At 65.4% G+C, this 13,455-nt stretch carries 12 protein-coding genes; 2 read left to right on the plus strand and 10 right to left on the minus strand.

What is annotated here, in order from left to right; translation table 11 throughout:
- Nucleotides 1-164: 164 nt before the first annotated feature.
- Nucleotides 165-1,700 (minus strand): Do family serine endopeptidase, encoded by a 1,536-nt coding sequence (locus ABIB95_RS41155; protein WP_354248360.1) that lies wholly within the window; start codon nt 1,698-1,700, stop codon nt 165-167.
- Between the two features lie 194 nt (nt 1,701-1,894).
- Here ABIB95_RS41155 and ABIB95_RS41160 point away from each other — a divergent pair, with 194 nt between their 5' ends.
- The gene (locus tag ABIB95_RS41160; RefSeq protein WP_354248362.1) at nt 1,895-2,731 is read left to right on the plus strand and encodes a universal stress protein; all 837 of its coding nucleotides are present in this window, start codon (nt 1,895-1,897) and stop codon (nt 2,729-2,731) included.
- Between the two features lie 31 nt (nt 2,732-2,762).
- Here the strand turns inward: ABIB95_RS41160 and ABIB95_RS41165 are convergent, their stop codons facing one another.
- The 9 genes from ABIB95_RS41165 to ABIB95_RS41205 form a co-directional block, all read right to left on the minus strand.
- The gene (locus ABIB95_RS41165) at nt 2,763-2,975 is read right to left on the minus strand and encodes a hypothetical protein (RefSeq protein ID WP_028148245.1); all 213 of its coding nucleotides are present in this window, start codon (nt 2,973-2,975) and stop codon (nt 2,763-2,765) included.
- A 391-nt stretch (nt 2,976-3,366) separates the two neighbouring features.
- Nucleotides 3,367-4,104 (minus strand): ribulose-phosphate 3-epimerase, encoded by a 738-nt coding sequence (gene rpe, locus ABIB95_RS41170; RefSeq protein ID WP_354248364.1) that lies wholly within the window; start codon nt 4,102-4,104, stop codon nt 3,367-3,369.
- A complete protein-coding gene (gene cbbX, locus ABIB95_RS41175) occupies nt 4,101-5,036 on the minus strand; it encodes a CbbX protein (protein WP_063984960.1) in 936 nt (311 codons plus the stop codon). The genes rpe and cbbX overlap by 4 nt, the downstream gene beginning before the upstream one ends.
- Nucleotides 5,037-5,134: 98 nt before the next feature.
- Nucleotides 5,135-5,542 carry a ribulose bisphosphate carboxylase small subunit gene (locus ABIB95_RS41180; RefSeq protein ID WP_063984961.1) on the minus strand — a complete coding sequence of 136 codons (408 nt, stop codon included), beginning with the start codon at nt 5,540-5,542 and terminating at the stop codon, nt 5,135-5,137.
- Nucleotides 5,543-5,553: 11 nt separating this feature from the next.
- Nucleotides 5,554-7,014: a form I ribulose bisphosphate carboxylase large subunit gene (locus ABIB95_RS41185; protein WP_063984962.1), complete on the minus strand. Its 1,461-nt coding sequence runs from the start codon at nt 7,012-7,014 to the stop codon at nt 5,554-5,556.
- Nucleotides 7,015-7,045: 31 nt separating this feature from the next.
- Nucleotides 7,046-8,131 (minus strand): class II fructose-bisphosphate aldolase, encoded by a 1,086-nt coding sequence (gene fba, locus ABIB95_RS41190; protein ID WP_354248366.1) that lies wholly within the window; start codon nt 8,129-8,131, stop codon nt 7,046-7,048.
- Between the two features lie 14 nt (nt 8,132-8,145).
- A complete protein-coding gene (gene tkt / locus ABIB95_RS41195; protein WP_354248368.1) occupies nt 8,146-10,167 on the minus strand; it encodes a transketolase in 2,022 nt (673 codons plus the stop codon).
- 16 nt (nt 10,168-10,183) lie between these two features.
- Nucleotides 10,184-11,059, minus strand: a complete 876-nt coding sequence (locus ABIB95_RS41200) for a phosphoribulokinase (RefSeq protein WP_354248370.1) — start codon at nt 11,057-11,059, stop codon at nt 10,184-10,186.
- Nucleotides 11,060-11,071: 12 nt separating this feature from the next.
- The gene (locus ABIB95_RS41205) at nt 11,072-12,109 is read right to left on the minus strand and encodes a class 1 fructose-bisphosphatase (protein WP_247314189.1); all 1,038 of its coding nucleotides are present in this window, start codon (nt 12,107-12,109) and stop codon (nt 11,072-11,074) included.
- A gap of 119 nt (nt 12,110-12,228) precedes the next feature.
- Between ABIB95_RS41205 and ABIB95_RS41210 the strand changes: the two genes are divergently transcribed.
- On the plus strand, nt 12,229-13,206 hold the full coding sequence (locus tag ABIB95_RS41210; protein ID WP_354248372.1) for a LysR family transcriptional regulator: 978 nt from the start codon (nt 12,229-12,231) through the stop codon (nt 13,204-13,206).
- Nucleotides 13,207-13,455 lie beyond the last annotated feature (249 nt).

Below are 13,455 nucleotides of genomic sequence, written 5' to 3' on the forward strand. Positions count from 1 at the left end.
CGTGATTCCGAACTGTGACGAGCGAACGCGGCTTTTTCGGACGAACCCGTCATCAACGCTGCCGTTAACGAGAATGTTATCGGCACCTGTGGGAATCTTCCAGACGCGCACGAAAAAGGCGGCCCGCAGGCCGCCTTTTGAGTTTGCCGCGGGAAGCGCGAGGCTTAGGCCAGCGGCACCGCGACGAACCGCGTCGCTTCCTGGCTCTTCACCTGCAACAGCACGCTGTTCTTGCCGGATGATTTGGCCTGCGCCAGCTCGGAGCGGACGTCACCGACATTGGCAACGGCCTTGCCGCCGACATTGAGAATGACGTCGCCGGTCTGGATGCCGCGCTGCGCGGCGGGTCCCTGCGGATCGACCTCGGTCACGACCACGCCCTTTTGGCCCGCGCCCTGGACGTCGCCGGCCGGCGCCAGGCTGAGACCGAGGCGCGGCGTGCCGGTGTTCGGCTGCGCCCTGCCCTCGCCGGCCTTGGCCTGCCGCTCGTTCGGCAACTCGCCGAGGGCGAGTGTCACCGTCTTGCTCGCGCCTTTGTGGAAGACGTCGAGCTTCACGGAGGTGCCCGGCGCCAGGGTGGCAATGGTGCGGGCGAGATCGCGGGAGTCCTTGATCGCGGTACCGTTGACGGCGGTAATGACGTCGCCCGCCTCGATGCCGGCCTTCGCCGCGGGGCTGCCGTCCTGCGGATTGTCCACGATCGCGCCGCGCGCCTCCTTGAGGCCGAGGCTGTCGGCGATCTCGGCGCTCACCGGCTGCACCTGCACGCCGAGCCAGCCGCGGGTGACCGAGCCCTTGTCCTTCAGCTGCGCGACGACGAGCTTCGCGGTCGAAGCCGGAATGTCGAAGCCGATACCGACCGAACCGCCGGAGGGCGAGAAGATCGCGGTGTTCACGCCGATCACGTTGCCGTTCATGTCGAAGGCCGGACCGCCGGAATTGCCCTTGTTGATCGGCGCGTCGATCTGGATGAAGTCGTCATAGGGACCGTTGCCGATGTCGCGACCGTTGGCCGAGACGATGCCGGCGGTCACGGTGCCGCCGAGGCCGAAGGGATTGCCGACCGCGACCACCCAGTCACCGATCCGCGGCTTCTGGTCGGAGAATTTAACAAACGGGAAGTCCCTCTTGCCATCGACCTTGATCAGCGCGAGATCGGTCTTCGGATCGGTGCCGACCACCTTCGCGGTGTAGCTCGTGCCGTCGTCCATGGTCACCTGCACCGACTCGGCATGATCGACGACGTGGTTGTTGGTCACGGCATAGCCGTCGGCGGAGATGAAGAAGCCGGAACCTTCGCCCGTGATCATCTGGTGGCGCTGGCGCGGCATGCCGTTCATGCCACCCGGGCCGCGGAAGCCGAACTGCCGCGAAAACTGGTCGAACGGCGAATCCTCGTCCGAATCCATCCGGTTCTGTTGCAGCATCGCGCTCTTGTCGTTGTCCTGGTCGATCTTGACCCGCACCGAGATGACGGCGGGTTTGACCTTGCTGACGAGATCGCCGAAGCCCGGCGGCGTCGCGGCGGCTTCCGCCGCCTGGGCCGGCCCGATGAAGGAATTCAGACCGAACTGCGAAGAGGCGGGAGAGGCAGCGAGCACGGCCACGCCAAGCGCGGCCACGGTGCCCAGCAGCGCAAGCCGGCGCGGCTTCAAGATCTTGCGGGACGTGGTGGTGTCGGAATTGACGCGATCGTTCATGTCAAAATGTCCATGTTGGGTAAGTCGCCTTGCACCCAACATGGACATCGTCACCTTACGGCGTCCCGTCCGTCCGATTAAATCTTGGCAAAGGTGCCGCGAAAATCAGGGCTGCACATTTGATGCGGCTCAACGCAGGCCACCTGCGCCGTGATAGACTGCGGCCACTGGATGATGTCCACCGGAGGCGCGCCATGTACAAAGACATTCTTGTCCACATCCCGACCGAGCGCCCGATGAGCGCGGTGATCGACGGCTCGATCTCGCTCGCGGCGAGACTCAACGCACACGTCGACGCGGTCGCCGTCGGGTACGTCGCGAGCAGCACTGCCTATGTCCTGGATGGCGGTGCCGCCGTAGCGGCCGTGTTCGAGATGGAGCGCGAGCGCGCGGTGGAGCGTGCCGAGGCCGCGTTGGCGATATTTCGGAGCGAAGCCACGAACGCCGGCATCTCCTGCACCTGTCACCCGCTCGGCGCAATCCCGGCGGACGCAGCCGGCTCGCTCGGCGAGATGGCGCGGCTCCACGATCTCAGCATCGTGCTGCAGCCCGATCCGGCGCAAGGCTCATTCGACAATGATATGCCCGGCGAGATCCTGTTCCAGGCGGGCGGACCGGTGCTGTTCCTGCCCTACACCTTTCGTGGGTCATTCAGGGCGAACCGGATCGGCATCTGCTGGGATGGCAGCCGCCTCTCCGCCCGCGCGATGCGCGACGCCGCTCCCTTCCTGGCCCGCGCCGAGGAGATCGTGATCATCACGATCAACGAAGCCGACGCGGTTCCCGACGAGGTCTCGGCAAGCCGTCTGGCAAGACACCTCGGCCGGCGCGGATTATCGACCCGCACGGTCAGCCTGTCGGCGGCACGCGCCGACATCCAGCCGACCATCCTGTCGCTGGCCGCCGACGAGAGCCTCGATCTCTTGGTCATGGGCGGCTACGGCCACTCACGATTGCAGGAACGTTTCCTCGGCGGCGTCACCCGCGCCATGCTGGAAGCCATGACGGTCCCGACGCTGATGTCGCATTGATCGAGAGATGATCCGCAACGGACCGACGCGCTCACGCCGCGGCGGGGGTCTCAAATGGCGCGGTGGCGATGGCGTCGTCCTCGGGTTGCGCATTGCACGCGTCGAAGTGCGCCTTCAGCGCAATCTCGGCGAGATATTCGAAATGTTCGGCTTGGCCAAGGAGTTGCCAGTTCTGGAGCGGCCGATAGGCCGCCTGCTGACGACAGAGAGACGCCAGCGCCCGGTAGCGACGTACGTTCTCCATGAGACCCTCCCTCGCATTCACTGAGCTTATTGCCCTGATTTACGTCAGGCCGATGGCGGTTATGCAAAACATTTACTGCGTGCGAGGCGCCCTGCGCAACCTGGGTTAACGTCTGGGAAACGCGCAGGCCCCATTGGTTCCTATCGGAGGACTCCACGTGGAACTCATTGGCCAGGCGTAGCGCTGGCGCGCGACGGAGATGCCGATCAGATCAAGATACCGTTCGATCGATTCCGGCCACCCGATGAGATTGCCCTGCATTTCTGCGCAGAACTCTCGCGCGAGGAAGGCCCGCTGCGCTGTGCGGCATGCCCTGTAGAACCTCGGACGGAATGGCACGCCATGGCACAACAAGTGCGACGCCGGCTCTGCCACGCCTGTATGCCGTATTCTACCGGGTGAGCGCGGCCTCGCCGGCCCGGATCGTCTGCGCCGAACCATGTTGCAGGTTCGGAACCCTGCCGGCTTCCGCAGCATGGCGGATGGCGGCGATGTTGCCCGCATAATCGGCGCTGCTCTTGCCGCGGAACACGGCCGATCCTGCCACGAGGGTGTCGGCGCCCGCGGCAGCCACGGCGGCGGCATTGTCGCGCGTGATGCCGCCATCGACCTCGAGCCGGATCGGCCGGTCGCCGATCATGCTTCGAATGCGCCTGATCTTCTCGATCTGGGAGTCGAGGAAGGACTGGCCGCCGAAGCCGGGATTGACCGTCATCACCAGCACGAGGTCGAGACGATCAAGCACGTATTCGATCGCGGCTTCCGGTGTAGCCGGACACAGGCTGACACCAGCCTTCTTGCCGAGCGCGCGGATGGCCTGGAGCGAGCGGTCCAGATGCGGGCCGGCTTCGGCATGGACCGTGATGACGTCGGCGCCTGCCTTTGCGAACGCCTCCAGATAGGGATCAGTCGGTGCGATCATCAGATGCACGTCAAAGATCTTCGCCGTCGCCGGCCGGATCGCCTTGATGACGTCGGCGCCAAAGCTGATGTTCGGCACGAAGTGTCCGTCCATGACGTCGCAGTGGATCCAGTCGGCGCCGGCAGCATCAATAGCCCTGATCTCCTCGCCGAGGCGCGCGAAATCGGCGGCCAGGATCGAAGGCGCGATGAGGATTTCTCTCGTCATGGCTTCGCACTCCTCTGCGCGTCCGCACCACCGCTGAAAACGCGGCTCGCAAGGACATCCGTCGGATCGATCGTCTCGAGATCGGCGACATCGAGCATGCGGTCGAGATCGGACACGAGGCGATCGGCCTGCCGCAGGCGAATGCGATCGACCGCGTTGCGGATCGAGCGCGCATTGGAGAAGAAGGGCTGGGTCCGGCGCAGCGCGATGTATTTTTCGAAGGCCCCGCGCGCGGCGGCCGAGAAGCGGTATCCACGCTCCTTCAGCATCAGCTCGGCGATGACGAGAAGCTCGGCTTCCGCATAGTCCGGGAAGTCGATGTGATGGGCGATGCGGGAACGGAAGCCCGGGTTGGAGGCGAAGAAGCTCGTCATCCGCTCGCCATAGCCGGCGAGGATCACGACGAGGTCCTCGCGCTGGTTCTCCATCACCTGGAGCAGGATCTCGATCGCCTCCTGGCCGTAATCGCGCTCGTTGTCGGGCCGGTGCAGATAATAGGCCTCGTCGATGAACAACACGCCGCCCATCGCCTTCTTCAAGATCTCCTTCGTCTTCGGCGCGGTATGGCCGATATACTGGCCGACGAGATCGTCGCGCGTCACCGAGATCACCTGCCCGCGCCGCACGAAACCGAGACCGTGCAGGATCTTTGCCATGCGCAGCGCCACCGTGGTCTTGCCCGTGCCTGGATTACCGGTGAACGACATGTGCAGCGTCGGTGGTGACGATGCCAGTCCCGCACGCTGGCGGATGCGCTCGATCAGCAGCAGTGACGCGATCTGGCGCACGCGGTTCTTGACCGGCCGGAGGCCGATCAGCTCCTGCTCGAGCTGTTGCAGCGTGTCGGTGATCCCGGCCGCCTCGGCCTCCTTGCGGAGATCGAAACTGGTCTCGCTGGTTTCAGCGGTCGTCGCATGAGGGACATCAAGCATCGGCACCTCGAAGAAAAGAGCTTCGCCGCGGGGGGAGCGGCGAAGCAGTGGTCCGCCAAGGAAACGGAGCAGGGAGTGCTCCGCGCGGAGAGGAGTAACTAGGTCGACGCGTGCGCGGCCGGCCGGCGCACGGTGGTGTAGCGGATCGCACGTCCGCCCACCTCCTGCCGCACCAGGTCGAACTCGGCTTCCTGCGGCGGGCGGTTGACGAGGAACGAGATCCGCACCGATTCCCAGCCATGGCTGGAGTCGAATCCACTGATGCGGATGTAGCGGTCGCCGTAGACCCTGCGGCACTCGGCGAGCTCCATCATCACGCCGGCGGCGTCCTGGAGGTCGAACATCGGCAGGCCCCACATCTCCCAATAGGTGTTGCGGGGATGCGGATCGTCGGTGAACTCGATATTCACCGCCCAGCCATTGGCGAGGCAATATTGCACCTGCTTCGTGATCTGGTCGTCGGTCAGATCAGGCAGGAACGAGAAGCAGCCTTGGGTCAGTTTCATGTCAGAACTCCTCAAACGGTTTCCAGCGCGGTCGGCACGAAGTCCGGCGTGTCGGTGGATTGATAGTTGAAGCTGACGTCCTTCCAGACCTCGAGCGCAGCCTTCAGCGGCGTGCAGGTCTCGGCCGCCCTGGCCAGGATCTCCGGCCCCTCATGGACGTAGTCGCGCCCCTCGTTGCGGGCGAGGATCATCGCTTCGAGCGCCACGCGGTTGGCGATCGCGCCAGCCGCAATGCCCATGGGATGGCCGATGGTGCCGCCGCCGAATTGCAGCACGACGTCCTCGCCAAGGAGATCGAGCAGCTGGTGCATCTGGCCGGCATGGATGCCGCCGGAGGCAACCGGCATCATCTTGTTCAGGCTCGCCCAGGACTGGTCGAAGAACAGGCCATGCTCAAGCTTTGTCGGGTTGAAGTCTTCGCGGCAGACGTCGTAATAGCCGCGCGTGGTATTGGGATCGCCCTCGAGCTTGCCGACCACCGTGCCGGCGTGGATGTGGTCGACACCGGCGAGCCGCATCCACTTCGCGATGACGCGGAACGACACACCGTGGCTCTTCTGCCGCGTATAGGTCGAGTGACCGGCGCGATGCAGATGCAGGATCATGTCGTTGCGCCGTGCCCATTTCGCCATCGACTGGATCGCGGTGTAGCCGATCACGAGATCGATCATGACGATGCACGACCCGAGCTCTTTCGCGAACTCTGCGCGCTCGTACATGTCCTCCATCGTCCCCGCGGTGATGTTTAGGTACGTGCCCTTCACCTCGCCGGACGCCGCCTGCGCGCGATTCACGGCCTCCATGCAATAGAGGAAGCGGTCACGCCAATGCATGAAGGGCTGCGAGTTGATGTTCTCGTCGTCCTTGGTGAAGTCGAGCCCGCCCTTGAGCGCCTCGTAGACCACGCGGCCATAGTTGCGCCCGGACAAGCCGAGCTTGGGCTTCACCGTCGCGCCCAGCAGCGGCCGGCCGAACTTGTCGAGCCGCTCACGCTCGACCACGATGCCGGTCGCCGGCCCCTGGAACGTCTTCACATAGGCGACCGGGAAGCGCATGTCCTCCAGGCGCAGCGCCTTCAGCGGCTTGAAGCCGAACACGTTACCGATGATCGAGGCCGACAGGTTGGCGATCGAGCCGGGCTCGAACAGGTCGAGGTCATAGGCGATGTAGGCGAAGTACGAGCCCGGCGTGCCGGGCACCGGATCGACACGGTAGCACTTTGCGCGATACTTCTCCGCAGCGGTCAGGCGATCGGTCCACACCACCGTCCAGGTCGCGGTCGAGGATTCGCCGGCAACCGCCGCTGACGCCTCGATGGGGTCCACGCCCTCCTGCGGCGTCACGCGGAACAGCGCGATGACATCGGTGTCCTTCGGCGTGTAGTCGGGCTCCCAATAGCCCATGCGCGCGTATTCCATCGTGCCCGATCGATAGCGCTCTTTGCCCCGGACGGTTCCTGCGTGTGCATTCATGGCTCTCTCCTGCTCTTCTCTCTCTGAATGATTAGGCGGCGACCGGTTCGCGGGCGCCGATGCGCGGGTCGAGCTCGCCGGCGCGATAGCGCCGCGCCATCTCGCTCAAGGGAATAACCTTGATCTTGCTGGCGTGGCCCGCGGTGCCGAACTGCTCGAAGCGATCGCGGCAGAGCTCGCGCATCGCATCCATCGCAGGCTTGAGGAATTTGCGCGGATCGAACTCGGAGCGCGTTTGCGCGGCGACCTTGCGGAACACCGCTGTCATCGCGAGGCGACAGTCGGTGTCGATGTTGACCTTTCGCACACCGCTCTTGATGCCGCGGACGATCTCCTCCACCGGCACGCCCCAGGTCTGCGGCATCTCGCCGCCGAACTGATTGAACATGTCCTGGAGCGGCTGCGGCACCGAGGAGGAGCCGTGCATCACGAGATGCGTATTCGGCAGGCGGCGGTGAATCTCCTCGACCACCCGCATCGCCAGGATGTCGCCATCAGGCTGGCGGCTGAACTTGTAGGCGCCGTGGGACGTGCCCATCGCGATCGCGAGCGCATCGACCTTGGTGGCGCGGACGAAGTCGACGGCTTGGTCGGGATCGGTGAGGAGCTGGTCGTGGCTGACCTTGCCCTCGACGCCGTGGCCGTCCTCCTGCTCGCCGCCGCCATGCTCGAGCGAGCCGAGCACGCCGAGCTCGCCTTCGACGGAGGCGCCCACCCAATGCGCGAGATCGACGACGCGGCGGGTGATGTCGACATTGTAGTCGTAATCGGCGGCGGTCTTGGCGTCGGCCTTGAGCGAGCCGTCCATCATGACCGAGGTGAAGCCGTGGGCGATGGCGGAGGCGCAGGTCGCCTCGTCATTGCCGTGGTCCTGGTGCATGCAGAGCGGAATGTCCGGATAGGTCCGCTCCAGCGCGTCGATCATGTGCGAGAGCATGAGATCGCCGGCATAGCTGCGTGCGCCGCGCGAGGCCTGGATGATCACGGGCGCATCGACCTCGGCCGCGGCCTGCATGATCGCAATACCCTGCTCCATGTTGTTGATGTTGAACGCCGGCACCGCGTAGCCGTGGTTGGCGGCGTGATCGAGCAGCTGACGAAGGGTGATACGGGCCACGAAGATTCCTCCTGTTATGGCTTGCCGGCGCGGGTGATCGCCCGCCGGGCGGCTTCGGCAATGCTTTGTGGCGTGATGCCGAATTCGCGGTAGAGCACGGGCGCCGGCGCAGAGGCGCCGAAGCCCCGCATGCCGACGAACTCGCCGTCAGTGCCGATCCAGCGATGCCAATCGCCGACTACGGCGGCCTCGATGCCGACGCGCGGGGCGGTGCCGAGCACACAGGCGCGGTAGTCCTCCGGCTGTTCCTCGAACAGCGCGAAGCAGGGCGCGGAGACCACGGCGGCGCGGATATGTTCCGTCGCGAGCAGGCGGGCGGCTTCCAGCGCGATCGAGACTTCGGAGCCGGTCGCCATCAACGTGACGTCGCGACCGCCGTCCGGCGAGACGATGAGGTAGGCGCCGCGCGCGACACGGTTCCTGCCGCGCACGTCGCTGCGGAATGTCGGCAGCGCCTGACGCGACAGACACAGCACGGAGGGGCGATCTTCCGCCTCGAGCGCGCAGTCCCAGGCTTCCAGCGTCTCGACCGCGTCGGCGGGGCGGAACACCAGAAGATTCGGGATGACGCGCAGCGCCGCGAGATGCTCGACGGGCTGATGCGTGGGACCGTCCTCGCCAAGACCGATGGAGTCGTGGGTCATCACATGGATGACACGCAGCCGCATCAGGGCCGCAAGACGGATCGCCGGCCGGCTGTAGTCGGAGAAGGCGAGAAAGGTGCCGCCATAGGGGATGAATCCGCCATGCAACGCAAGGCCATTCATCGCGGCGGCCATGCCGTGCTCGCGAATTCCGTAGTGGATGTAGCCGCCGGCGAACGCACCACGCGCCACCGGAGTCTGCGCTTTGGCATGAGTGAGGTTCGAATGCGTCAGGTCCGCCGAGCCGCCGACCAATCCGGGAATTGTCCCGGCGATGCCGTCGAGCACCTGTTGGGAGGCTTGCCGCGTCGCCAGCTTCGGGCGCTCGCTGGCAAAACGCTCGCGCAATTTCGCCGAAGCCTGGGCATAGGCCTCCGGCAGGGCAACGGCCTTGCCCTCGATGAAGAGCTCGCGCTGCGCAGCCGTCGCGCATTCGTAGCGGTCGAGCCAGGCAAGACGCTCGACCTGCCCGCGCTGTCCGATCATCCGCCATGCCTTGAGGATCGGGATCGGGACCACGAAAGGCTGATAGTCCCACCCGAGCGTCCGCCGCGCCGCCGCCGTCTGCTCGGTGCCGAGCGGCGCGCCATGCGCCTTCTCGGTGCCCTGACGGTCCGGCGCGCCATAGCCGATGATGGTGCGGCAGGCGATCAGCGACGGCTTTGTGCTCTCACGCTCTTCGGCAATCGCCTGCGCAACCGCTTCGGGGTCGTGGCCGTCGACACGGCGGACCGACCAGCCGGACGCCGCGAAGCGCGCGAGCTGATCATCGGAAGTCGCCAGCGACGTCGGCCCGTCGATGGAGATGCCGTTGTCGTCGAACAGCACGATCAGCCGGCTGAGCTGGAGATGACCGGCGAGCGAGATCGCCTCCTGGCTGATGCCTTCCATCAGGCAGCCGTCGCCCGCGATCACATAGGTGAAGTGATCGACCAGGCCGTCGCCGTGCCGTGCATTGGCCATGCGCTCGGCGAGCGCCATGCCGACCGCGGTCGCGATCCCCTGCCCCAGCGGCCCGGTCGTGGTCTCGACACCCGGCGTGTGGCCGTATTCCGGATGGCCCGGCGTCTTCGAGCCCCACTGCCGGAACGCCTTGATGTCGTCGAGGCTGACGTCGCCGCCGGTGAGATGCAGCAGCGCATAGAGCAGCATCGAACCGTGCCCCGCCGACAGCACGAAGCGGTCGCGATCCGGCCAGTTGGGGTGTGCGGAGTCGAACTTGAGGAACCGCGAGAACAGCACGGTCGCGACATCGGCCATGCCCATGGGCAGGCCGGGATGGCCGGACTGCGAGGTCTCGATCGCGTCGACCGCAAGGAAGCGGACGGCGTTGGCGAGATCGCCGTGTGTGACTGCCGTGATGTCGGCTTCGGCGTGGACGGAGATGTTCATCGGATTCTCTCCCTGTTCACTTCAGATTTCGCTTGCGCTCGATCAGCTGCATGATCAGCGGCGTCAGGATCAGCTGCATCGCCAGATCGAGCTTCGCGCCGGGACACACGATGGAGTTCGCGCGGGACATCCAGCTGTGGGGAAGCATCGACAGCAGATAGGGGAAGTCGATGCCGCGCGGATTCTTGAAGCGGATCACGACCATCGATTCGTCCGGCGTCGGGATCCAGCGAGCGATGAACGGATTTGAGGTGTCCACCGTCGGCACGCGCTGGAAGTTGATGTCGGTCTCGGTGAATTGCGGGCAGATGTAGTGGATGTAGTCGGGCATCCGCCGCAGGATGGTGTCGGTGACGGCCTCCGTCGAATAGCCGCGGGCGCTGCGGTCGCGGTGCAGCTTCTGGATCCATTCGAGATTGATGACCGGCACGACGCCGATCTTGAGATCGGCATAGCGCGCGACACTGACCTTGTCGGTGACGACGGCGCCGTGCAGGCCCTCGTAGAACAGCAGGTCCGAGTTTTCCGGCAGCCGCTCCCATTCGGTAAAGGTCCCGGGCGCCGTACCGTGCAGTGCGGACTCCTCGGCATCATGGACATAGTGCCGCGTCGTCGCGGTGCCGGTCTCGCCATAGTCGCGGAAGGCACGCTCCAGCTCCTCGAACAGGTTGGTCTCGGGGCTGAAATGGCTGAAATGCCTGTTGCCGCGTTCGGCCTCCTTCGCCATCTGCGTGCGCATCTCGGCACGATCAAAGCGATGGAAGGCGTCGCCCTCGATGTAGACGGCGTTGACCTTCTCGCGGAAGAAGATCTGTTCGAACGTCTTCTTGACCGAGGTGGTGCCGGCGCCGGAGGAGCCGGTGATGGAGATGATCGGATGCTTCCTGGACATGGGTCGCCTCGCTCACAGCCGGAAGAAGCCGCGCCGCGCGAACAGCGGTGCGGAGATGCTGGCGACCAGCAGCGGATCGCAATGCAGTTCCTCGACGCGCTGCACCTCGTTGCTCGAGCCCATGATCAGCGGCACGCGCTGGTGCAGGCTCTGCGCCGATAGCTCGAGGATGCGCTCGCGCCCGGTCGTGGCGGAGCCGCCGGCCTGTTCGATGATCATGGCCATCGGGTGCGCCTCGTAGGTGAGGCGCAGGCGGCCGTCGCCATAGCCGGGGCGCGCGTCCGAGGGATAGAGGAACACGCCGCCGCGGGTGAGTATTCGGTAGGCCTCCGCAACCAGCGAACCGATCCAGCGCATGTTGAAATTGTGGTTGGCAGGCCCTTCTACGCCGGCAAGACATTCGTCGACGAAGGCGCGGACCGGCGTATCCCAGTGGCGGCGGTTCGACGCATTGATCGCGAATTCTTCGCACGTCTCGGAGATCTGCACGGCGCTGCGCGCGAGGCGGAAGCAGCCCGCCCTGCGGTCGAGCGTGAAGATGTCGACGCCGTCGCCGAGCGTGAGCACCAGTGAGGTCTGCGGCCCGTAGGTGACGAACCCCGCAGCAAGCTGCGCCGAGCCGCGCTGATGGAAGGCGAGAGCCAGGTCATCCGGGGCGGGCAGAATCGAGAAGATCGTGCCGACGGTCATGTTGATGTCGATGTTGGAGGAGCCGTCGAGCGGATCGATCGCGACGCAGATTTTTGCCTCGCGGTCGCCGATTTGCGGCTCGCGCATCTCCTCCGACGCCAGCGCCGCGATTGGCAGCCTGCTGAGACAGCGGCGCAGGATCGCATCGGCCTGGAGGTCGAGATCGCGCTGGAGATCGCCGTCGCTGTTGCGGCCGGTGGTCAGGCCCGATGCGTCCGCGAAATCGCCGGTGGCGATGAGGTCGGCGATCTCGATCGCCGCCGCCGCGATGGCGTCGACTGCGGCTGCCACGGCCAGCGCATGCGGCGCCGTCTCGGAATACCGTTGAAGGTGGTCGTCCAACCTGAGTTGCCCGGTCATCTGCGTCCATCCCCTTGCGGGCGCCGCATCCAGTTCCCTCCCCGCTGGAGGTCGGTGCGGTCAGTCCCAACACGAGGAGATTGACAGGGGCGGCTTAATAAGGAAAATTTCTATTCATAATGAGCGCCAAAGAATTTTCTTATAATGGCCCCGGCCACGCGGCGGCCCAGCTTCGGCATCTGACGATCCGGCAGCTCCGCTCGCTTGCGGCGCTCTCGGCGAAGGGCAGCGTCACCGCGGCCTCGAGCCAGCTCGGCCTGACCCAGCCAGCCGTCACCCAGCAGCTCCGGCAGCTTCAGGACCTCGCCGGCCTGCCGCTGGTGCAGCGGACCGGCGACGGCATGCTGCTGACGGAGGCAGGCAAGGAGGTGCTGGCGCTCGCCGAACGCGTCGAGGCCGCGATCATGGACTGCCAGGGCGCGCTCGATCTGCTCGCTGGACGGACCGGCGGCACGGTGCATCTCGGCGCGGTCTCGACCGCGAAATACTTCGTGCCGCATGCGATCGCGGCGTTCTCGAAGCGGCATCCGAAGATCGAGATCAAGCTCACGATCGGCAATCGCGAGGAGATCCGCGAGGCCATGCACGGCTACGATCTCGATTTCGCCGTGATGGGTCGGCCTCCGGCCGACGTCAGCGTCGACGTGCGTCAGCTCGGGCGCAATCCGCACATCATCGTCGCGCGCAAGGGACACTGGCTTGGGAAGGATTCCGGCCTCAACCTGACCGACCTCGTGCACGAGACCTTCCTCACCCGCGAGCTCGGGTCAGGGACCCGCACGCTGATGGAAGGCATGTTCCAGAGATCGGATCTCGAGCCGATCATCGGCATGGAGATGAGCAGCAACGAGACCATCAAGCAGGCCGTCATCGCCGGGCTCGGCATCGCGTTCATCTCGGCCCACACGGTGGCGCATGAGCTCGCCGAAGGCCGCCTCATCGTGCTCGATGTCGCGGGCCTTCCGATCGTCCGGCAATGGTACGTGATCCGCCGCAGCGACAAGGTGCTGCTGCCACCGGCGCAGGCGATGTTCGATTTCCTGGGCTCCGAGGGCTCGAACTATTTGCCCGACGTGCCCGAGTTCGGCGGGCAATAGCCCACCGATATTCAGCCCATCAGCTTCATCGCAACTGTTGCCGCCAGAATGACGATGATCTGGAGCAGACGCTCCGTCGTGAAGACACGGTTGAAGGTGGTCATCGCTGGTCCCGGCCGACGTAGGAGATCTCGATCGGTCTGGTGCTAGCACACGCGGGCGCCGAGATAACTCCGTAGTCGCCACGGATCCTGCCGGCGCGCCGAAACATGTGACCGCCTGGAACCCGACAAGTTTCGAACGATTCAA

Source organism: Bradyrhizobium sp. LA2.1 (assembly GCF_040547725.1).
Lineage (GTDB): Bacteria > Pseudomonadota > Alphaproteobacteria > Rhizobiales > Xanthobacteraceae > Bradyrhizobium > Bradyrhizobium barranii.